Source organism: Stenotrophomonas sp. GZD-301 (assembly GCF_049310345.1).
Taxonomy (GTDB): domain Bacteria; phylum Pseudomonadota; class Gammaproteobacteria; order Xanthomonadales; family Xanthomonadaceae; genus Stenotrophomonas.
In genome coordinates this window covers 1-20615 of the sequence record NZ_JBMOWY010000046.1, presented here as the reverse complement: position 1 = coordinate 20615, position 20615 = coordinate 1, and the positions used below count along the sequence as shown (strand labels likewise).

General features: G+C 67.4%; 24 protein-coding genes. 11 read left to right on the top strand and 13 right to left on the bottom strand.

Annotation, left to right across the window (positions count from 1 at the left end; genetic code table 11):
* Positions 1-46: 46 nt before the first annotated feature.
* Together ACO6VK_RS12935 and ACO6VK_RS12930 are read right to left on the bottom strand one after the other, a co-directional pair.
* Complete coding sequence (locus ACO6VK_RS12935; protein ID WP_411850131.1) at positions 47-1183, bottom strand: PilT/PilU family type 4a pilus ATPase; 1137 nt, start codon at positions 1181-1183, stop codon at positions 47-49.
* 85 nt (positions 1184-1268) lie between these two features.
* Positions 1269-2306, bottom strand: coding sequence for a type IV pilus twitching motility protein PilT (locus ACO6VK_RS12930; RefSeq protein ID WP_422507713.1), 1038 nt, complete (start codon positions 2304-2306; stop codon positions 1269-1271).
* An 86-nt stretch (positions 2307-2392) separates the two neighbouring features.
* On the opposite strand from ACO6VK_RS12930, the gene ACO6VK_RS12925 reads away from it, so the two are divergent.
* Both ACO6VK_RS12925 and proC read left to right on the top strand, forming a co-directional pair.
* Positions 2393-3064, top strand: coding sequence for a YggS family pyridoxal phosphate-dependent enzyme (locus ACO6VK_RS12925; RefSeq protein WP_422507711.1), 672 nt, complete (start codon positions 2393-2395; stop codon positions 3062-3064).
* 240 nt (positions 3065-3304) lie between these two features.
* Positions 3305-4126: a pyrroline-5-carboxylate reductase gene (gene proC / locus ACO6VK_RS12920; RefSeq protein ID WP_422507709.1), complete on the top strand. Its 822-nt coding sequence runs from the start codon at positions 3305-3307 to the stop codon at positions 4124-4126.
* Positions 4127-4132: 6 nt separating this feature from the next.
* On the opposite strand, the gene ACO6VK_RS12915 is transcribed toward proC, so the two are convergent.
* Positions 4133-5026 (bottom strand): LysR substrate-binding domain-containing protein, encoded by an 894-nt coding sequence (locus ACO6VK_RS12915; protein WP_422507707.1) that lies wholly within the window; start codon positions 5024-5026, stop codon positions 4133-4135.
* A 95-nt stretch (positions 5027-5121) separates the two neighbouring features.
* On the opposite strand from ACO6VK_RS12915, the gene ACO6VK_RS12910 reads away from it, so the two are divergent.
* Positions 5122-5724, top strand: coding sequence for a short chain dehydrogenase (locus ACO6VK_RS12910; RefSeq protein ID WP_422507705.1), 603 nt, complete (start codon positions 5122-5124; stop codon positions 5722-5724).
* A gap of 45 nt (positions 5725-5769) precedes the next feature.
* Here ACO6VK_RS12910 and soxR read toward each other — a convergent pair whose 3' ends face one another.
* The gene (soxR, locus tag ACO6VK_RS12905) at positions 5770-6204 is read right to left on the bottom strand and encodes a redox-sensitive transcriptional activator SoxR (RefSeq protein ID WP_422507703.1); all 435 of its coding nucleotides are present in this window, start codon (positions 6202-6204) and stop codon (positions 5770-5772) included.
* A 90-nt stretch (positions 6205-6294) separates the two neighbouring features.
* Between soxR and ACO6VK_RS12900 the strand changes: the two genes are divergently transcribed.
* The gene (locus ACO6VK_RS12900; RefSeq protein ID WP_422507701.1) at positions 6295-7668 is read left to right on the top strand and encodes an MFS transporter; all 1374 of its coding nucleotides are present in this window, start codon (positions 6295-6297) and stop codon (positions 7666-7668) included.
* Between the two features lie 424 nt (positions 7669-8092).
* Here ACO6VK_RS12900 and ACO6VK_RS12895 read toward each other — a convergent pair whose 3' ends face one another.
* The 6 genes from ACO6VK_RS12895 to ACO6VK_RS12870 form a co-directional block, all read right to left on the bottom strand.
* On the bottom strand, positions 8093-10045 hold the full coding sequence (locus ACO6VK_RS12895) for an esterase/lipase family protein (RefSeq protein WP_422507699.1): 1953 nt from the start codon (positions 10043-10045) through the stop codon (positions 8093-8095).
* Entirely contained in the window at positions 10042-11019 is a 978-nt protein-coding gene (locus ACO6VK_RS12890; RefSeq protein WP_422507729.1) for a DUF4105 domain-containing protein, read from the bottom strand. The genes ACO6VK_RS12895 and ACO6VK_RS12890 overlap by 4 nt, the downstream gene beginning before the upstream one ends.
* Before the next feature lie 144 nt (positions 11020-11163).
* Positions 11164-11391: a hypothetical protein gene (locus tag ACO6VK_RS12885; protein WP_422507697.1), complete on the bottom strand. Its 228-nt coding sequence runs from the start codon at positions 11389-11391 to the stop codon at positions 11164-11166.
* A gap of 100 nt (positions 11392-11491) precedes the next feature.
* Positions 11492-12367, bottom strand: coding sequence for a LysR family transcriptional regulator (locus ACO6VK_RS12880; RefSeq protein WP_422507695.1), 876 nt, complete (start codon positions 12365-12367; stop codon positions 11492-11494).
* A gap of 47 nt (positions 12368-12414) precedes the next feature.
* Positions 12415-13293, bottom strand: a complete 879-nt coding sequence (locus ACO6VK_RS12875; RefSeq protein WP_422507693.1) for an SDR family NAD(P)-dependent oxidoreductase — start codon at positions 13291-13293, stop codon at positions 12415-12417.
* Between the two features lie 81 nt (positions 13294-13374).
* Positions 13375-13770 (bottom strand): hypothetical protein, encoded by a 396-nt coding sequence (locus ACO6VK_RS12870; RefSeq protein ID WP_422507691.1) that lies wholly within the window; start codon positions 13768-13770, stop codon positions 13375-13377.
* A gap of 309 nt (positions 13771-14079) precedes the next feature.
* Between ACO6VK_RS12870 and ACO6VK_RS12865 the strand changes: the two genes are divergently transcribed.
* From ACO6VK_RS12865 to ACO6VK_RS12850, 4 genes are all read left to right on the top strand, one after another.
* Positions 14080-15159, top strand: coding sequence for a NucA/NucB deoxyribonuclease domain-containing protein (locus tag ACO6VK_RS12865; protein WP_422507689.1), 1080 nt, complete (start codon positions 14080-14082; stop codon positions 15157-15159).
* 21 nt (positions 15160-15180) lie between these two features.
* Positions 15181-15780: an SMI1/KNR4 family protein gene (locus ACO6VK_RS12860; RefSeq protein WP_422507687.1), complete on the top strand. Its 600-nt coding sequence runs from the start codon at positions 15181-15183 to the stop codon at positions 15778-15780.
* A 476-nt stretch (positions 15781-16256) separates the two neighbouring features.
* The gene (locus ACO6VK_RS12855; RefSeq protein WP_422507685.1) at positions 16257-16379 is read left to right on the top strand and encodes a hypothetical protein; all 123 of its coding nucleotides are present in this window, start codon (positions 16257-16259) and stop codon (positions 16377-16379) included.
* Positions 16380-16448: 69 nt separating this feature from the next.
* Positions 16449-17081 (top strand): SMI1/KNR4 family protein, encoded by a 633-nt coding sequence (locus tag ACO6VK_RS12850; RefSeq protein ID WP_422507683.1) that lies wholly within the window; start codon positions 16449-16451, stop codon positions 17079-17081.
* 42 nt (positions 17082-17123) lie between these two features.
* Here ACO6VK_RS12850 and ACO6VK_RS12845 read toward each other — a convergent pair whose 3' ends face one another.
* The 3 genes from ACO6VK_RS12845 to ACO6VK_RS12835 all read right to left on the bottom strand — a co-directional run bounded on the left by ACO6VK_RS12845 (position 17124) and on the right by ACO6VK_RS12835 (position 18512).
* Positions 17124-17507, bottom strand: a complete 384-nt coding sequence (locus ACO6VK_RS12845) for a YbjQ family protein (RefSeq protein WP_422507681.1) — start codon at positions 17505-17507, stop codon at positions 17124-17126.
* Positions 17508-17549: 42 nt separating this feature from the next.
* Positions 17550-18086 (bottom strand): hypothetical protein, encoded by a 537-nt coding sequence (locus ACO6VK_RS12840; RefSeq protein WP_422507679.1) that lies wholly within the window; start codon positions 18084-18086, stop codon positions 17550-17552.
* Between the two features lie 129 nt (positions 18087-18215).
* The gene (locus tag ACO6VK_RS12835; RefSeq protein ID WP_422507677.1) at positions 18216-18512 is read right to left on the bottom strand and encodes a hypothetical protein; all 297 of its coding nucleotides are present in this window, start codon (positions 18510-18512) and stop codon (positions 18216-18218) included.
* Positions 18513-18636: 124 nt separating this feature from the next.
* Here ACO6VK_RS12835 and ACO6VK_RS12830 point away from each other — a divergent pair, with 124 nt between their 5' ends.
* Genes ACO6VK_RS12830 through ACO6VK_RS12820 form a run of 3 tightly spaced genes read left to right on the top strand, consistent with a single transcriptional unit; the run spans position 18637 to position 20302 of the window.
* Positions 18637-18996: an H-NS family nucleoid-associated regulatory protein gene (locus ACO6VK_RS12830; protein ID WP_422507675.1), complete on the top strand. Its 360-nt coding sequence runs from the start codon at positions 18637-18639 to the stop codon at positions 18994-18996.
* Positions 18996-19382: a bleomycin resistance protein gene (locus ACO6VK_RS12825; protein ID WP_422507673.1), complete on the top strand. Its 387-nt coding sequence runs from the start codon at positions 18996-18998 to the stop codon at positions 19380-19382. Before ACO6VK_RS12830 ends, ACO6VK_RS12825 begins: the two co-directional genes overlap by 1 nt.
* Before the next feature lie 20 nt (positions 19383-19402).
* Positions 19403-20302 carry a hypothetical protein gene (locus tag ACO6VK_RS12820; protein WP_422507671.1) on the top strand — a complete coding sequence of 300 codons (900 nt, stop codon included), beginning with the start codon at positions 19403-19405 and terminating at the stop codon, positions 20300-20302.
* The last annotated feature ends 313 nt before the right edge of the window (positions 20303-20615 follow it).

The window sequence follows — 20615 nt, the reverse complement described above, 5'->3', positions numbered from 1 at the left end:
GGCGCGCCGGCAATGCACCGCGCGCGCCCTCTTCCGCACCGCCGCGTCAGCGGATCTCGGAAATTTCCACCCCGTCCAGGCCCTGCGACAACGTGCGCGCGTCGCCGCCCTGCGACAGTTTGATGCGCAGGCGCACTTCGTTCTGCGAGTCGGCGTAGCGCAGTGCGTCCTCGTAGCTGATTTCACCGGCCTGGTACAGCTCATACAGACTCTGGTCGAAGGTGCGCATGCCCAGCTGCACCGACTCCTTCATCACTTCCTTGAGCTTGTGGATCTCGCCGTCGCGGATGTAATCCTGCACCAGCGGCGTGCCGAGCATGATCTCCATCGCCACCTTGCGCGACTTGCCATCCGGCGAGGGAATCAGCTGCTGCGCGACCACGCCCTTGAGGTTCAGCGACAGATCCATCAGCAGCTGGTTGCGGCGGTCTTCGGGGAAGAAGTTGATGATGCGGTCCATCGCCTGGTTGGCGTTGTTGGCATGCAGCGTACACAGCACCAGGTGGCCGGTCTCGGCAAACGCGATGGCGTGGTCCATGCCTTCGCGGGTACGCACCTCGCCGATCATGATGACGTCCGGTGCCTGGCGCAGCGTGTTCTTCAGCGCCGCTTCCCAGCTGTCGGTATCGATGCCGACTTCACGCTGGGTGATGATGCAGCCTTCGTGCTTGTGCACGAACTCGATCGGGTCTTCGATGGTGATGATGTGCCCGGTGGAGTTGTGGTTGCGGTAGCCGATCATCGCCGCCAGCGAGGTCGACTTGCCGGTACCGGTCGCACCCACGAACAGGATGATGCCGCGCTTGGTCATCGCCAGCGTCTTGATGATCGGCGGCAGGCTCAGCTCTTCCACGGTGGGAATGCGCGTCTCGATGCGTCGCAGCACCATGCCGACCTGGTTGCGCTGGTAGAAGCAGCTCACGCGGAAACGGCCGACACCGGACAGGCCGATGGCGAAGTTGCATTCGTGGGTCTTCTCGAACTCTTCGCGCTGCGCCGGCGTCATCACGTTCAGCACCAGGTCGCGGCTCTGCTGCGGCGTCAGCGGGGTCTGGGTGATGGGCGAGATCTTGCCGTTGACCTTGATCGCCGGCGGCATGCCCGCGGTGATGAACAGGTCCGACGCTTTCTGGTGCGCCATCAGCTTGAGGAACGAGGTGAAGTCGATGGTGGTGGTGCTCATCGCGGTGTGCTCCGAAGGGTGCCTGACGCCGGCCTGTGGCCGGCACGACCGAACGTATCGAACCGGGCCAGGCCCGGCGCGACCTCTATTCGAAAATGCGCTTGTCCTTGGCGTATTCCTTGGCCTGGTTGCGCGTGATCAGGCTGCGCTTGACCAGGTCCTGGAGATGCTGATCGAGCGTCATCATGCCCATCTGCTGGCCGGTCTGGATCGCCGAGTACATCTGCGCCACCTTGTCCTCGCGGATCAGGTTGCGGATGGCCGGCGTGCCCACCATGATTTCCCACGCAGCGGTACGCCCGCCGCCCACCTTCTTCAACAGCGCCTGCGAGATCACCGCACGCAGCGACTCGGACAGCATCGAGCGCACCATCGACTTCTCGCCGGCGGGGAACACGTCGATGATGCGGTCGATGGTCTTGGCCGCCGAACTGGTGTGCAGCGTGCCGAACACGAGATGGCCGGTTTCCGCGGCGGTCAACGCCAGGCGGATGGTTTCCAGGTCGCGAAGTTCGCCGACCAGGATGATGTCCGGATCTTCACGCAGGGCCGACCGCAGCGCTTCGTTGAAGCCGTGCGTATCGCGGTGCACTTCGCGCTGGTTGATCAGGCACTTCTGCGAGGTGTGGACGAATTCGATCGGATCCTCGACGGTGAGGATGTGGCCGTACTCGTTCTTGTTGATGTGGTCGATCATCGCCGCCAGCGTGGTCGACTTGCCCGAACCGGTCGGGCCGGTGACCAGGATCAGGCCCTGCGGCTGGTCGATCAGCTCACGGAAGATCGGCGGGCACGCCAGGTCTTCGAGCGTGAGCACTTCCGACGGAATGGTACGGAACACCGCACCGGCGCCGCGGTTCTGGTTGAACGCGTTGACACGGAACCGCGCCAGCGACGGGATCTCGAACGAGAAGTCGACCTCGAGAAACTCTTCGTAATCGCGACGCTGCTTGTCCGACATGATGTCGTACACCAGCGCGTGGACCTGCTTGTGGTCCAGGGCCGGAATGTTGATGCGACGGACATCGCCGTCCACGCGGATCATCGGCGGCAGGCCGGCCGACAGATGCAGATCCGACGCTTTGTTCTTTACGGAAAACGCCAACAGCTCGGCGATATCCATGCGCTGCTACTCCCCATGACTGCTGCGACTGGAAGGTTCTTTCCCCGGGCGGCAGTATAGCGTTCCTGATCTACCGGAATACGCCCGTGTCCGCGCTGCCCCTGTCCACCATCCTGCTGAACCTGCACAACGCGGCCGCGGCCGCCGGGCGGCCAGATCCGCGCCTGCTGGCCGTCTCCAAGACCCAGCCGGCCGACGCGGTCGCCGCACTGGCCGCGCAGGGGCAGCGTGCGTTCGGCGAAAACTACGTGCAGGAAGCGGTGGCCAAGATCGACGCGTTGGCTGCGCTGGGCCTGGAGTGGCACCTGATCGGCCACCTGCAGTCGAACAAGGCCGAGCTGGCCGCACAGCGCTTCGACTGGGTGCAGAGCGTGGATCGGCCGAAACTGGTCGCGGCACTGGCCGCGCATCGCCCGGCCGCCCTCACGCCGCTGAACGTGCTGATCCAGGTCAACATCGACGATGAGGACAGCAAGCACGGCTGCACGCCCGAGGCGGTCCCGGCGCTGGCGGCGGCAATCGATGCCGCGCCCACCCTGCGCCTGCGCGGCCTGATGGCCATCCCCGCACCGTGGCCCGAGGCATCGCGCCGTGCGGCGGCGTTCGAGCGCATGCGCGACCTGTTCCAGGCACTCTCGGCCACCCATCCGGCGGTGGATACGCTGTCGATGGGCATGAGCGGCGACTACCCCGAGGCCGTGGCCCACGGTGCCACCCTGGTCCGCATCGGCACCGCCCTGTTCGGCGCACGCCATTGACCCGTAGAGCGGGGCTCTGCCCCGCTGCCTTGCCTCGTAGAGCGGGGCTCTGCCCCGCTGCCTTGCCTCGTAGAGCGGGGCTCTGCCCCGCTGCCTTGCGCGTACGGCAACAGCAGCCGGGTAGAACCCGGCTCTACGGTTCGCCTTGCTCCACGCCGCCGGGTAGAACCCGGCTCTACGATCCGCCCTGCTCCACGCCGCCGGATAGCACCCGGCGCTACCCCTGAACGAGGACGCCTCATGACCAACAGTTCGATCACTTTCATCGGCGGCGGCAACATGGCCCGCAGCCTGATCGCCGGCCTGATCCGCCAGGGCGTCGCCCCCGCGCAGGTGCATGTCGCCGAACCGGTGGCCGAGCTGCGCAGCCAGCTCACTGCCGACTTCGGGGTGAACACCTATGCCAGCGCCAGCGACGCCGCCGCGCAGGGGCAGGTCTGGCTGCTGGCGGTGAAACCGCAGGTACTGCGCGATGTCTGCGCCTCGCTGGAAGACATCGCCGCCGCGAAGGCCCCGCTGGTGGTCTCCATCGCCGCCGGCATCACCAGCGCGCAGCTGGTGCGCTGGCTGGGCGGCAGCCCGGCCGTGGTCCGTGCCATGCCCAACACCCCCGCCCTGCTCGGCGCCGGCGTCACCGGGCTGTTCGCCACCGCCGGGGTCAGCGACGCGCAGCGCCAGCAGGCCGACACGCTGCTGGCCAGCGCCGGGCGCACGGTCTGGATCGACGACGAAGCGCGGATGGACGCAGTCACCGCCGTCTCCGGCAGCGGCCCCGCGTATGTGTTCCTGCTGGCCGAAGCGATGGAAGCGGCCGCGCGCGCGCAGGGCCTGGCACCGGACGCCGCACGCGTCCTGGTCGTGCAGACCCTGCTCGGCGCATCGCGCATGCTGGATGAATCCGGCGACGCCCCGGCCGAGCTGCGCCGCCGCGTGACCTCGCCCAACGGCACCACCCAGGCGGCCATCGAATCCTTCCAGGCCGACGGCTTCGAGGCCATCGTCGCGCGCGCGATCGAGGCCGCCACCCGTCGCGGGCAGGCGTTGTCGGCCGCCAACGACTGAGGCCTGTCAGCCCGGCAGCGCGCTGCCCACGCTGTCCAGCAGGAACGCCACGAAGCTGGACAGCTTCGGCCGCGGCCGGCGGTCCGGCAGGTACACCAGGTGCAGCGGACGCGGCTCGGGCAGGTAATCGGCCAGCACCGGCTGCAACCGGCCGGCGGCCACATCCCCGGCCAGCAGCACTGCCGGCTGCAGGATCAGGCCGGCACCGGCCAACGCGGCGCGGCGCAGGCCGTCGCCGTCGTTGCACAGCAGCCGCGAATGCTCCGACCAGTCCTGCTCGGGGTGCCCGCGCAACCGCCAGCCATGCCCCCCGCGCCAGGCCAGGTGAGTCAGGCAATCATGGTCGCGCAGGTCCCCCGGATGCTGAGGGATGCCCTTGCGCGCCAGGTAGGACGGCGCTGCGCAGATCTGCATCGCGTACGGCGGCAGCGGTCGCGCCACCCACTCGGCCGAGCCCAGCTGGCCCATCCGCACCACCGCATCGAACTGCTCTTCGATCATGTCCACGCGGCGGTTGTTGAGGTCCAGTTCCACTGTCACCTGCGGATAGGCCGCCAGATAGCGCGCCACCAACGGCGCCAGCACGCAGCTGCCCCAGGTCACCGGCGCGCTGATCCGCAGCACGCCCTGCGGCTGCGCCTGCAGGCCTTCCACACTGGCCTCGGCCTGCTGCACCTGTTCAAGCACCGTCCGGCACCCGGCCAGGTAGTTGCGTCCCGCATCGGTCAGGCTCTGGCGGCGCGTGTTCCGCTGCAGCAGGCGCACGCCCAGGTGCGCCTCCAGCTGCTGGATGTACTTGCCGACCATCACCGACGACACCGCCAACTGCTCGGCGGCGCCATTGAAGCTGCCGTGTTCGACTACGGCCACGAAGGCCTGCATGCAGCGCAACGTATCCATTGGAAACCCCTGCTTTGCAATCTGCAAAGCATACCCCCGTTACCTAACCCGCTGCAGCGGCGCAGACTGGCCTTCCCATCCCCGGAGCGAGCCCCATGAAAATTCTGCTTGTCGGTGCCAGCGGCACCCTCGGCCAGGCCGTTGCCGCCACCCTCGGCGCGCACCATGAACTGCTTCGCGCCGGCCGGCACGGCGGCGACGTACAGGTGGACCTGACCGACGATGCCAGCGTGCAGGCCATGTTCGAGCAGGTCGGTACGCTGGATGCGGTGGTCGCCACGACCGGCCGCCTGCATTTCGGCCCGCTGGCCGACATGCGGGCCGATCAGTTCAACCTGGGCCTGCAGGACAAACTGCTCGGGCAGGTGCGGCTGGCGCTGGCCGCACAGCGCCATCTGCGGGTGGGTGGTTCGATCACGCTGACCAGCGGCATCGTCAGTGCCCAGCCGATCCGCGACGGCGCCAACGCCACCGCCGTCAATGCCGCGCTGGAGGGCTTCGTGCGCGGTGCCGCCTGCGAACTGCTGCCGCGCGGGCTGCGCATCAACGTCGTCAGCCCGAACGTGCTGGTCGAGTCGATGGACGACTATGGCGCGTATTTCCCGGGCTTTGAACCGGTGACCGCGCAGCGCGCGTCGTTGGCCTACCAGCGCAGCGTGGAAGGTGTGCAGAGCGGCCAGGTGCTCACCGTCTGGTGAGCTGACGCCCAGATCCGGCAATGCCGGCCGCTGGCCGGCACCGGCTCATTCCCAGCGCCGCGGGCCGTCCCCCTGCTCACCCAGCGCATCGCCCGGGTTGGTCAGCCGGCAGCGCTTGAGCGACAGGCAGCCGCAGCCGATGCAGTCGGTGAGCTGGTCGCGCAACAGCAGCAGCTGCTCGATCCGCTGGTCCAGCTCGCTGCGCCACAGCGCCGACATCCGCGCCCATTCGGCCTTGGTCGGGGTCTTGTTTTCCGGTAGCGCGGCGAAGGCGGTGGCGACGGCCTCCAACGGCATTCCCACCCGCTGCGCGACGCGGATCACCGCCAACCGGCGCAGCACGTCGCGGGCGAAACGGCGCTGGTTGCCCGCCGTCCGCAGGCTGCGGATCAATCCCTTGCGCTCGTAGAAGTGCAGCGCCGACACCGCCACGCCGCTGCGCCTGGCCACTTCGCCTACACTCAATTCCTGCGCGATCACTGCTTGACCTCAACCTTGGTTCAGGTGACATCCTGCGCTGCGCCCCGGCGCCGTGCAAGCGCCCTGCCCCCTTGTTGCCTGGATGTTCCCATGTCTTCCGATGTCGCCGTCACCACGTCCGCCCCCGATCACGCCCCACCCCCACCGTCGATTCTGTCCCCGCCCTACCGCGCCACCACCATCGGCATGGTCGCGCTGGTCTCGCTGCACGGGTTCGAAGCGCTGGCGGTGGCCGCCGCCATGCCCACCGTGGCACATGACCTGGACGGCCTGCGGCTGTATGCACTGGCCTTCGGCGGGACCCTGGCCACCAGTGTGATCGGCATGACCCTGGCCGGGCGCTGGAGCGATCAGCGCGGTCCGGCGCGGCCGCTGTGGCTGGGCCTGGCCTGCTTCATTGCCGGCCTGCTGGTGGCCGGGCTGGCGCAGCACATGCCGGTGCTGGTGCTGGGGCGGCTGATGCAGGGCCTCGGCGCGGGTGCGATCTCGGTGGCGCTGTATGTGCTGGTCGGGCGCACGTTTCCCGAGGCGATGCGCCCACGGGTGTTCGCCGCGTTCTCCGCCGGCTGGGTGGTGCCCTCGCTGATCGGCCCGAGCATCAGCGGGCTGATCGTGCAGCATCTGGGCTGGCGCTGGGTGTTCCTGGCCGTGCCGCTGCTGGCCATCCCGGCCGCCCTGCTGCTGCGCCCGGCGCTGCGCAATCTGCCGCCCACCCCCGCCGCCGCGGACAGCCGCCCCACGGTGGTGCGCTGGGCCATCGGTGCGTCGATGGGCGCGCTGCTGCTGTACATCGGCGGCCAGCAGACCGGCTGGGCGGCGCTGGGCCTGCTGCTGCCCGCCCTGGCGCTGCTGGCGTTGTGCAGCTGGAAGCTGCTGCCGCGCGGCACCCTGCGACTGCATCGCGGCCTGCCCAGCGTGATCGCGCTGCGTGGCATCGCCGCCTCGGCCTTCTTCGGCTGCGAAGCCTTCCTGCCGCTGCTGCTGCAGCGCGAGCGCGGCCTGACCCCGTTGCTGGCTGGCGTGGCATTGAGCCTGGGCGCACTCGGCTGGTTCAGCGGTTCCTGGCTGCAGGGCCATCAGCAGCGCGGCTGGTCGCGCCGGCAACTGCTGCAGAGCGGCGCCCTGCTGATGTGCGCAGGCATCCTCGCCACGTCGCTGGCGATCCAGCCCGGCGTGCCGCTGTGGCTGGCGCTGGCCGGCTGGTCGCTGACCGGACTGGGCATGGGCCTGATCTACCCGAGCCTGTCGGTGCTCACGCTCTCGCTGTCGCCGCCGGCCGAACAGGGTGCCAACACCTCGGCCCTGCAGTTGAGCGAGGCACTGGGCGTAGCGACCACCCTGGCCATCTCCGGCTCGCTGTTCGCCCTGTTCCTGCAGGGCAACGTGATGCTCGGCTACCTGCTCACCTACGCCATCATGCTGCTGCTCGCCATCGCCAGCGTAGCCGTAGCACGACGCGTGTAGAGCCGGGTTCTACCCGGCTGCCGTTGCAGGCGCCACCCGTAGAGCCGGGTTCTACCCGGCTGTCGTTGCAGGCCCCCCCGTAGAGCCGGGTTCTACCCGGCTGCCGTTCGCACGGGCCCAACGCAGCGGGGCAGAGCCCCGCTCTACGGGCAACGCCCCCACCGTCGCGCCGCGTTCCACCCAACCGCGACAGGCACCCACCGTCGCGCCGGGTTCCACCCAACCGCGATAGGCACCCCGTAGAGCCGGGTTCTACCCGGCTGCCCTTCGCACGGGCCCAACGCAGCGGGGCAGAGCCCCGCTCTACGGGCAACGCACCCACCGTCGCGTCGGGTTCCACCCAACCGCGATAGGCACCCCGTAGCGCCGGGTTCTACCCGGCTGCCCTTCGCACGGGCCCAACGCAGCGGGGCAGAGCCCCGCTCTACGGGTGCGCGTCGCCTACTTCCTTGAGGTCCTCGCGCAGGATGCGGCGGATCTCCAGCACCGCCTGCGGGGTTTCCTGCACGCTGTGGCCGGAGATGATCACCTTCTCCGACACCGCGCCATCCAGATGCGCGCTCCAGTAAGGCACCAGCCCATCGTCGGACTGTTCCAGCGGCACCTCGGGTTTGCGCTGGGCGATGATCGAGTGGTACTTCAGCCCCGGCATGATCGGCAGCGCCCCGGCCGCCTTCACGAAGGGATCGCTGGCCTTGAGGTTGTCGATGCTGTTGGGAATCTGCAGCTTGGTCGGCTGCGCCGACTGCCGCTCGGACTGCTGCAACGTCTGGAACACATCGTCGAACTTGCCCAGGATGGTGATCGGCAGCCGCACCAGGCGCCCGATCAGGCGACCCAGCCGGTTGCCGGCGATGTCGGTGCCCTTGTGCGGCGCGGCGATGAAGATCGCACGCTCCACGTTGGGCTCGGCGGTGAAGTGCAGCAGCGGCCCAAGCTTGGCCTCCACCCGCTTCAGGCGCTCGCCCTTGAGGTCGTAGTTGGCCAGCAGCTGGTCCCACAGCACGTCACCGGATGAGGTCACCAGCAGGCGCGCCAGCACCCCGCCCATGCTGTGGCCGATGAACACCATGTCTTTGGAGGCCGGGCTGCTGCCGGTGGGATCGAAGTGTTTCAGCGTGTTGTTGAACGCCTCGTTGATCTCGAACCGGTTCAACGCGATCGGCGCATTGGTCGGGTAGTACACCTGCCACACCTGGAAATGCCGACGCAGCTCGGGATCGCCCATGACCTCGTTGGCCACGTTCACCCACGCCTCCGGACTGCTGCCCAGGCCATGCAGCATGAAGATGATGCGGCGGTTGGGATCCCACGGCTGCATCAGGTACATGTGCGGCTCGCCGATGCCTTCGCTCAGCCCGAACAGGGTCCGCAGCGACTGCGTGGCAAACCCCGACTGCGCCAGCCACATGCCATAGGCGGCAGTGAAGTTGCCGGCCAGCGGCACCTTCTCGCCGTGCAGGTCCACGCTTTCGGTGGACTCCGGCGAATACACATCGAACAGCACCTGGGTGGTATCCAGCACCTGCTGCAGGCTATCGCCCTTGAAGCGCAGCAGTGCGGTGGCGTTGATCGCCGACATCTCGCTGTACTGCGGAATCTCGGCCTGCTTCCCATCCACCGGGGCCACCAGCTTGGGCGGGTCCATCACCACCACCAGTTCGGCGCCGAAGCCGTCGCGACGGTAGGTGCTGCGCAGCCCGGCGAAACTCACCGACGACGCCGAGACCATGCTGGTAGGAATGCTGGGCATCCGCAGCTCGTCGAAGTCCGAGGTCAGCGTCCAGCGCTCACCGGCCACCGGCGCGTTGTAGTCCTCACCTTCCAGCGCGCTCTCCCGCGCGCGTTTGAACACCACGGCGGCAGTCTGCTCGGCAGCGTAGTTGTAGTAGTCGCGGACCTGGGTCTGCCGGTCTTCGAACGCGCGGTCGGACGGCGTGCGCCCGCTGAAGAACAGATAGGCGTAGGCGTAGCGCGCCGCTTCCAGCCAGGCATCCAGTGCCGCGTCGGTCATCGGATGTTTGTCGCGGTCCTTCGGCTTTGGGCTCAGGCCAAGGGCCGTTTTCACCCACAGCTCGGACAGCGCCGACAGCCGCTGCTCCTCGGGCAGTACCGCGGTGTCTTCGAGGGTCTTCTGGCAGGCCAGCGTGTCCTTGGCGCACAGATCCTCATCCAGGCCGACGACGCTCAACGTTTCCTGCGAAGCGGCGCTCAGCTTGCCCGAGGTCAATACGTCGCCGCGCTTGCTGGCAAGGTAGTCGGTCGGTGCGACCTGCTTCATCGTCACCATCGCGCAGCCGCTGGACAGCAGCAGCGCCAGCACCATCGCCAGCAACGGCAGCACGCGCCGCGACAGGCCATTCACACGCAGCATCATGGTTCGCTTCCTTGCTCGATGCCGGGCACACCGCGGCGGATCTGACGGGAGAAATCGGGCGCATCGCCGGCGGCGCGTGCGCGCTCGGTAATGCGCCCACGCGCCTTCAGCGTGGCAAACGGCACGCCCGGGGTCAGCACGCCCAGGTCGCGCGCGTACTCGGCGAAATAGCCCGATACCAGCAGGCGGTAGTCCAGCGGCAGGCCCGGCGCGATCTGCTTGGCCAGTTCATACACGATGGTGGTGCAGTTGCTGGTCAGCGTGTTGTAGAACGCCGGTGCCGCGTCCAGCTTGCGCGCCTCGCCCAGGTAGGACACGAACAGCCCCTTGAGCTGTTCGCGGGTCATGCCCTGCAGACGGTACAGATACACGTCTTCGCCGCGTACGTTGCTGCGCACGCGCACGATGTCGGTTTCCTCCGACGCCACCAGGGTCATTTCAAATTTGCGGAAGAACCCCCCCAGCGCCGAGAACGACTCGCCGCGCTCCTTGCGGATCTCCAGCGAGAACACCAGGTAGCGACCATCGGCGAAACCGAACGACACCAGCGTGTGGGCGATCGTCGGCCCCATCCAGTACGACAGGATCAGATCGGCCGAGCGCAGCTGGTCGAGATCGTAGGCGCGGCGCTCCCAGCGCACATCGTGGTCGTCCTCGCTGCGCCAGGTGAAGTTGCGCACGTTGTCGAGCACCACCTGCGTGCCATCGAACTCGACCACCTTCAGCCGCTGTGCGACATCGTCGGCCCAGACCCGGTCCTGGCGCGGCGCCACCAGCAGCCACCACACCCCGGTCATCACCAGCACCGCCACGAACACCGGCCCCGGCCAGCGGCCTGCACGGGCGCGGCCCACCGCTACCGAGGTGCCCACGGCGAACAGCGCCCAGGCGCCCATCACGAGGTAGCGCACCCATGCCGGCCCCGGCAACTGGAAGGCCAGCCAGCCGGTCACCCACAGTGCGGCCACCAGCATCAGGGCCGCCAGCCCCCATCGTCCTGCTTTCTTCACTCGCGTCGTTCCGTCGTTGATGATCCGGGGCGCTAGTTAGCCACAACCCCGGCGACGGCAACACGTTTGCCTGTTCAGGTTTGTCGGGGGACCGCGTGGCGGGGCCACTCAGCTGCTCCGACGGGGCCCGCCGGCGACCTTCTGCCACGGTGCCATGCCCTTTCGCCCATGCAGCAGGGGCCGCTTGAGCGGCGGGCGCCGGGGCAGCGGCAGGCCAACGCCGGGGGCGGCACTGTCGTCGCGGCGCAGCGCGCCAGCGCGCTCGCCGACCAGCAGCGCGGCGATTTCTTCCAGCCCGTCGCGCATCACGCGGGTCGCAGCCTGCAAGCGATTCATGGGGGGTCTCCAGCGGCGGTGGGGACGCTCCACGTTACGGCCCTGCGTGCCTACGCGCCGTGCAGACCATGTGGCACCGGCATGAATGCGGCCATCCCCTTCAGGCTGCGGCCTGCAGCCATTGCTGCAGCGCCGGCGACGGCTCGCCCCCGCGCAGGCACAGCTGCAGATCGAACTGTGCGTCGGCATCGGCCAGCGGCTGGTAGTGGATATCCTCCGCGCGGAAGCCGCACATGCTCGCCGGCACGATCGCGATGCCCGCGCCGACCGCCACCAGCGACAGCACCGCGTGCATGCCGTGCGCCTCCTGCACCACCCACGGCACGAAACCGGCGGCCGCGCACAGGCGCACCACCTGCGCATGGAAGCCCTGCCCTTCGCGTGCCGGCCACAGCACGAACGGCTCTGCGGCCAGTGCTGGCAAGGCAATGCGGGCCTCGCCGGCACGCGGATGGCTACGCGGCAGCGCGATCGCCAAACGGTCCGCGTCGAACGCGCGCAACTGCATGTCGCCGGCCTCGTGCACCGGTGGAATCAGCACGCCCACATCCAGCCGTTGCCCGCGCAGCATCTCGACCTGGCGAGCGGAAGTCGCCTCGATCAGTTCCAGCCGCACCTGTGGGTGGCTGACCCGGAACGCGCGGATCACCTGTGGCAGGCGCCCATACAGCGCGCTGCCCACATAGCCGACCCGCACCGTGCCGGTACGCCCTGCCGCAGCGTCACGGGTCGCCACCAGCGCGTGGTCGGCCTGCTGCAGGGTCGCGCGGGCCTCTGCCAGCAGCACCTTGCCGGCGGCGGTCAGCCCCAGTGTGCGATTGCCGCGCTGGATCAGCTCGCTGCCGATGTCGTCCTCCAGCCGCCGGATGGCGGCCGTCAGCGGCGGCTGCGACATGTGCAGCCGCGCCGCCGCACGATGGAAGTGCAGCTCCTCGGCAACGGCCACGAACTGACGGAGCTGGCGGAGATCGACCATGTGCGCTGTCGCCCTGGAAAACAGCCACCAGAGTAAACCGCGCGCGGTCAGCGCGGTTCGATCATCGCCTGTGCGATCGCCGGCCACTGCGCAGCCACCGCCTCAATGCTGCCGGCCTCCACCGCCTGCAGATCGCGCGGATAGGCAACGCCCGCCGCTTCCACGCTGCGCGTGGCATGGAACTGGCCGTTGCTGGCACGCAGGATCCAGCCCCCCTGCCGGCACGCCGCCGATGCGAGGAACGCAACACCGGGCGCCACCGCGGCCGGGTGCAGCTCATCCGGTTCGCCCTGTATGCCCCACATCCGGGTCTTGGCCACCGGCGACACCGCGTTCACCACGATGCCGTGCGCCGCGCCCTCGTCGGCCAGCACATTGACGATGCCCACCGCCGCGAGCTTCGCCGCGGCATAGGCCGCCAGACCCTTCTGCACGTACTGCGGATACAGCGCGCGGTCGGACGTGGTCAGCACGATCCGGCCGTAGCCGGCCGCCTGCATCGCCGGCCAGGCCGCCTGCGCCAGCCACAGCGGCGCCTTCGCCGCGATGGCCATCATCTGGTCGAAGCGCGCCTCGTCGAGCACGTCAATCTGCTGGTACTCGACCCAGCCGGCGTTGTGAATGATGAAGTCCAGCCGGCCATGCTGCTGCAGGATCGCGTCCACCTGCGCATGGCAGTCGCTGCGGCGGGCGATGCCACCGGGTGCTGCCTGCGCCTCCAGGCCCTCCTCGCGCAGCCGCGCGGCGGCCACCGCGATCCGCTGCGGATCGCAGCCGGTGCCATCCAGCCCGGCCCCCACGTCCTGCATCACCACCCGTGCGCCGCGCTGGGCCAGCAGCCGGCTGTACGCCAGGCCGAGGCCGCCGGCAGCCCCGGTCACCAGGCCCACCTGTCCATCGAAAGAAAGCGTGTTGTGCGTTGTCATCCGCACAGCATCGGCCGGATACCGCGCGGGCATCCAATACCGGTTGTGTGCCGCTGCGATACCTCGCGCGTATCGCGGCGCTCAGTCGACGCCCGGCAGCGGCCGGCGTCGAAGGCGCGCGATCACATACCCGATGGCCAGCCACAGCGCGACGTACAGCGCCACATACATCAGCTGCGGCATTGCCGTGTCCGCCCGCATCCGCGCCAGCACCCGCCACGTATCCACACAGAACGTGCCCACCGCGACCAGCATCGCCAAGCCGCCCAGCCCCGTGCCAAGCCAGCGCGCCCAGGCGTGCCGGCGCACCAGCAGCAGCGGCGCCACCAGCAGCAGCACCAACCCGAGCAGCATCAGGGTCAGCCCGGTCAGCATGCCGGTGAAATCCGAGGCCATCGCCGGCAACGGCAGGCAGGCCACCACGGCCGCGCAGACACGCAGGCAGGGGGAGGAAACGCGGGGGACGGTCGTCGGCATCATCTTCCTTTGAACGGCGGCCGCAGGCATGCGGCGCGGGGCGGACGCCTCAATCATAGCCGCAGCCCGTCGCACCAGAACGTGCCGAATGCGGCACAGCATGGATCGGAACGGGTTCACAGCATCGGCCCTGCGGCTGCAGCGCGCGGCATCCGAAGCGTGCCAGTAGTCGTAAACGACATACATGGCCCATCACGCTTCGCATTCGGCCCGCACTTTCCCTACATCGCACCTCCCGGGTTTCGGCGTATCACCCACCGCACCGCACGCCGCCGTGCGCCTGTCGCCGTTGTACCCAAGGAGCCCACCATGAACCGCACACCGCTTGCACTGGCGCTGGTCGCCCTGCTTTTCAGCGTCTCTGTAAACGCACGCGAAGACGACGACTGCCCGTCCGACGCGCAGATGATCGCCAGCATGTCGATGGCCGAGCTTCGGCAGTACGAGGCCGCGCTGGAGAATCCGGAGCTTCCTTTCGACGAGGTCTGCAAGGACGCCACCGACCAGGACGAAGCAGACGCTGCAGGCTCGCGCCTGCACTACTGCGTGAAGCGAACTGCACCCTATTCCTCCCACAACCCCGACACCGGCCAGACCGAAACCGCCACCGTTACGCTGTACGACTACGTGTCCCTGCCCCGAAACGGCCAGACATGGATGCATCGCGTCCGCGTGGTGTTCGATGCCGTGCAGGGCAATGCAATGGCCGGGTTGGTGGTTACTCCCGAGCTCTACTGCGGGAGTTGCACCGACAAGCAGCCCTTCGCTCCCCTGACCCTTTCGGGCCCAGGTACGTACGACTTCGCCGTCCCCCTGGGATTCAATACCGATGAAGGAAAGACCGGCCAGGACACCCAACTGGTGCTGTCGCGCTTCAACAACGACCAGTCACTGATCCAGAGTTCGGCACCGACACTTCGCTGCGACAAAGCAGCCAAGAGCGGTACGTCCGGGTGTCGATACGCCGACTACCCTGCCGTCTTCGAGGTAAGCCTGAGCGATCCCGATACGGATGAGTCGGCCGAGCACATCAAGGTTGCACAGTCGACGCTCCCCGGCACGATCGGCAGGTGGCATGAAAATCCTGATGCACGGGGTGTACCTTTGCGACGCTTGAGGAACAAGAGAGTTGCAGAAGAGAATCGCGGCGTATCCGGGGCGCTGTGCAGAACACGCTTTCCTGATGGAGCCGCGACTGGACTGAACTGCGACGAGTATCCTTTTGCAGCAACGCATGAGGGCGCATCTCTCGTACCGGAGACATCCATGTCTGTCCGTTACATTCTCGGCGAAGACAACAAGAAGGTGGGTGGAAAGCTGGGCGCGTTCTACTGCACGCATGCGCGGCTTCTGGATGGAGAAGAGTTCTGGGTCAAGGTTGTGGATTGAACCGCCGGAGAGAGGCTCATCATGTGGAAGCAATTACTTGAGGAATTGAACGCAGCAGCTCTCGCAAACATTGAGCGAAAGCGGCACGAACCACGCGAGTATCTTGGCCTTGAGCCGTTCATCAATGATTTTCCGGACAGTCCGCTGGCTCAACTTGCCGCCCGGATCGGCAGGGAACATGTTGGATGGCTCGGGCAACCAGGAGCATCACTTGAGCAGATTCGCGAAGCCGAACAACGTCTTGGCGTGATTCTCCCTGCGAGCTACCGTGAGTTCCTGCTGGAGTCGAACGGATTCCTTGTTCCCGGCACTTACTGCTGCGCACTACTGCCGATTGAACTTGTACGGCGGTTCAGCGACGACAACTACCCGATTGTGGCAATGTGGAATGATCTGCACGAAGCCGACCCGTACCTTGAGGAAGCTGATTTCACAGCACATATCGGCGAGGCCCTCCAGATCTCTGCACGCCCCAGCGACTTTGATTGGTTCGCGCTTATCGACACGGTCGACACAAGTCCAGAAGGAGAGCTGTGGACAATCATGTACAGTCGCCAAGGGTATGAGGCCAGTTCGACCTTTACAGAACTCATCCAGGAGCTTGTTTGCAATTACAGGTAGTTCCATCACATGCCCGAGCAGCCCGCTTGCTTGTGCGGTGGCGATGATGTCTGCCATGAGACGCGCACGTCAAGCCCATGCACTGACAAGCAGCCCTTCGCTCCCCTGACCCTTTCGGGCCCAGGTACGTACGACTTCGCCGTCCCCCGGGGATTCAATACCGATGAAGGAAAGACCGGCCAGGACACCCAGCCGGTGCTGTCGCGCTTCAACAACGACCAGTCACTGATCCAGAGTTCGGCACCGACACTTCGCTGCGACAAAGCAGCCAAGAGCGGTACGTCGGGGTGTCGATTCGCCGACTACCCGGCCGTGTTCGAGGTAAGCCTGAGCGATCCGGATACGGATGAGTCGGCCGAGCACATCAAGGTTGCACAGTCGATACTGCCGGGGAACATCGGCTACTGGCATCACGATGCTGGGCTGAGTCGTTCGCAGCAACGAACCAGGGCGCCTCTGTCATGCCGGAATCGTCCATGTCGGTACGCTACATTCTTGGCGAAGACAATCAGAAGGTCGGGCGCAGACTGGGCAACTTCTTCTGCACCGCGGCACGCGTGCTCGATGGTGAGCAGTTCTGGGTGAAGGTCGTCGACTAATGCGAATGAGAGGTCGCGCGAACGCAGCGGCGCTGCCGTGATTGATCGGAGACAGCAATGATGATGGCAATGGATGAGCTGATGCAGGCAATGAACACTGCTGCAATCGCGCACTGGAGAGCCTCGCAGGGACAGGCGCATGTCGAGCTTGGGCTGAGTCCATTCCTCGCAACGCACCCGGATTCCGCACTGGCCGATCTGGCGCGACGCTGCCTGTCATGGGATGTCGTCTGGCTCGGAATGCCCCCCGCATCCAAGGCCAGCATTCTCGCGGCAGAGGTGCGGCTTGGGATCTCGCTTCCGCCCAGCTACAAGCAGTTTCTGTCTGTCAGCAATGGGTTCTTGATGCCCGGCAACTATATCAGCACCTTGCTACCGGTCGAGTTGATCCAGCCATTCGGCAATGAGAACGCGGCGATTGCCTCCGACTGGAGGAGCATGCTTGAAGAGGAGGCGTCGGAGGACGAGCCGTGGCTGATGGCCCGTCTTGGCGACGCGATTCAGCTGTCCGGGCCGCCCGGCAAAGGTGAAGACTTCGTCTTGCTGGATCCCATGTTCATACATCCTGGCGATGAGAACGAGATCGTGACCTACTGGACACAATTGCAGGAGCATCACAGCAGCTTCGGCGCCTACCTTGAAAGCGCGCTGGCCGGCTTGTTGAATCTGACTGCGTTTCTTCAGAAGGGAAAAGATCGTTGAACGCAACTGCGGCGTACCGCCTCCGGTACGCCGCGCGGTACCTCACCGGCTGGTCGGCTCCACCACCACCGCCGTCCCGTAGCACAGCACCTCGGTCAATCCGGTCATGATGTCGGTCGCGTCATAGCGCATGGCGATGATCGCGTTGGCGCCGAGCAACCGCGCGTGCTTGGCCATGTCGCGGTAGGTTTCCTCGCGCGCCTGCTCGCACAGCTCGGTGTAGATGGTGATGTTGCCGCCGAACAACGTCTGCAGGCTGCCGAGGACGTTGCCCACGATCGAGCGCGAGCGCACGGTAATGCCGCGCACCACACCAAGACTGCGCACCACGCGGAAGCCGGGAAGTTCCATTGCCGTGGTCACCATCGAATCGTCGAGCCTGGTTGCCGCAGGCGTGTGCGCGCTGTTGTTGTAGGGGTCTGCCATTGCGGTTTCTCTCAGGTAAGTGCGTAGGTTTGGTTCGCGGTATCAGCGCGGTTGCGCAGCATGGGTCAGCGCCTCGGCAACCAGCTGCCGCAGCAGCGGCTGCGCCTCGGTGCGCATCTCGGCAGCCACCGTGTTCTGGAGCGCGTTGAACCGTGCCGCGTGCGGTGAGCGGGTTCCTTGTGATGCCAGCGAACGCAGCGCGTCGGCGGAGAAGTGCCGGGCATAGATTGCCGCCAGCGTGCCGTCCCAGCGGGCCTGGTAGGCCGGCAGCAGGCGGCTGATCTCGGCCTGCACCCGCTGCTTCGCCGCAGGGGTACCGCTCTGTTCGGCCATCAACGCGAACGTGGTGGTGGCGCGTGCAGCCTCGTCGGCGAGCTTGGCGAGGCCGTCGCCCATGTTGAAGCGCGCCACCAGCGCCGCCGCCGGGTCGGTGGACGGCGCCGTGGCCGTGGCCGTGGGCGTCGGCCCAACCGCCCCCGCCCCTGTCGGCGTCGATGGCGCCTCGCCACACCCTGCCAACGACAGGCCCATCAGCACCACCGCCACGCGGACAGAACGCACGCACGCCAGGAACGTCATTGCAACCTCCATGTAGGGACGACTGCCGCGCTGCGCGTGCGATGCGACGCACGCAGCGTGGTCCAGTCCGATCGACGTATTCTGCCCCAACCCACCGCCGGTGCCTGGTCCGTCGGGCTCACGGCCGGGTCACTCCAGCGCGGCTCGCACCACCTGATAGACCGCCACGTTGCGCTCGGCCAGCGCGCGCACCAGTTCCGGAATCAACTGCATCGGCAGGTCCACCTCGTAGCCATGCGGCCGGGGGTGCAGTGCGGCAGGCGTGAAGTCGAACGCGGGATGCGTCCGGCTGCGTTCAAGCAGAAAGGCGGTGATCGCATCGCGTGCGATGTACTGCCACTCGCCCACCTCGATATACACCCGGTACAAGCGGTCGCTGTAGTCGGCGGGGGTGCCGGCGGTGGGATCCGGTTCGGACGGGGCCATGCAATGCTCCTGGTGGGGGACAACGCGGATGGGTCATTACAAGCACTCTACGGGGCGCCCGCCACGGCTTCACGGGGGCATTTGCTATCGTGCCCCCCGTCAGTTCCCCCTTCCCTGGATTCGCATGCCCCGTAAACCGCCCGCCTCCGCCTCCCCGGCCGCCCTGCTGCGGGCAGCTACCAAGGAGGCGTATGAGCGCGTCACCGTGCTGCTCAGCGCCAGTTACGCCGATTTCAGCCCCGAGCAGCAGCGCAGGATCCGGGCCGCCGTGGCCGTGGAGCAGCCGGCCAGCCCCGCCCCCCGCGCCAAGCCTGCCAAAGCGGCTGTGGAGGCGCCGCCACGTTACTGGCTGCCGCACAGCCAGGCAACCTGGTCCGGCCGCGGTCGCGTGCCCCAGGCCTTCCTCGCCTGGGAAGGCACCGTGGCCCATACCGAATGGAAGAAGCACCACCCCGACGAACGCTTCCCGGCGTACCCGGGCTGATGGGCACGGACGTGCATCAGACGGTCATTCCGCAGCTGCGCATGACCGACGCCACCCGCAGCGTGCCGTTCTATCAGCAGCTCGGGTTTGCCATCGACTGGGAACACCGGTTCGCCGACGGCATGCCGCTGTTCGTGCAGATCAGCCGCGCGGGCCAGCAGCTGTTCCTGAGTGAACACGCCGGCGACTGCGAGCCGGGCGGTGCGGTGTACTTCCGCGTGGCCGACGTAGATGCGCTGCACGCCGCGTTCGTGGCGGCCGGCGCACCGGTGTTCCGCGCGCCGGCAGACATGCCGTGGGGCGGGCGCGAGATGATGGTGGTCGACCCGGACCACAACCGCCTGCGGTTTGCGACGATGCCCGCCGCCGAGTCAGGCAGCCACTGACGATGCGCAGCGGAATCAAGATGCGCACCGCCGTAGGTACGCACGGCACCCTCCACCGTGCCGACGACCTGCAGAAGCGCCATGACACGCAGCAGACGCTGCCCACGCTGCTGTGCGACAGCCCGGGCTGCGGCGCTTCACTGACGTTCGTGCCCGAGCACAGCAGGCGCCGCCCCGGCCATGCCGAGCCCCTGCACGTCCCGGCCTATATCGACCTGAGCAGAGGTGCAGAGCACCGGCCCGGCTGCCGGTACGATGCCCCCGGGCATCTGCAGGCCCTGCTTGCCGCGGGCGCCGATGCCGACTTCCTGCCCCCGCTTGGCGAAGGAAAGCACGAGCTGCGCCTGTTGATCCTGCAGCAGGGTCTGAAGCGCAGCGGCGCCGAGCGCCACGACGCGGACCCGGTCCTGGCAGGCTACCTGCGCACCCTCGCCGAGCTGCTCACCCTGCGCGCGATGTGTGGGAGCGACGACCTGCTGGCCGCGAACGTGACCGTGCGCCTGGGCAAGAAGAAGGTCGACTGGAGCAGCTTCTTCTACACGCAGGACCGGTACGACGAGGCCTGGGAACGCCTGGGCGCGACATCCACCGACCTGCCCCTGGCCCTGGTGGGCACGGTCCGATCGCACCGCGCCACCCAGCCCGGTTCGGTGTACCTCAACTGCGCGCCGAAGTACCAGCACACCGGCGTGACCGACCGCCGGGATTTCTATGAAATCAGTGTCGGGCACAGCGATGCGGCGTGGCTGCAGTCGTTCCCGGTGGGCGCGGAGATCCTGATGTTCGGCCTATGGCGCCAAGGCAGAACCACCACCTCCTCCCGGCCCCATCCCACCGACCCCCGCCGCACCATCACCAACGTCACCCACAAGCTGGCGTTGTGGCCCAGCGTAAAGCACCAGTTGGTGCGGGTGGAGTAACGGATCGGCGGCACGCGTGCCGCCGTGCCGGGTGTGTCCGGGCGCCTGGTCGCGCAGGCCGAACAGTCGCTTCAGCCATGTGCTGCGCCGCGTCGATCTCCCGCCATCCCCCGTGGCGTTGCGCGCAGCGTCCGGTACCTGCACGGGCCAGGGCTGTTGGGGCGTGCGCTGCTCGCCGTGAACGAGGCTGCCACAGGCAGGGCAGTCGATCTCGGACACGCCGCTATCGCTGGGTGTTGCGGATGCCGGGCGCGTCAGCGTCCGGCATCCGCCACAAGGGGGGGAGGCGGAGGGCTTGGAGATGCCAAATTGC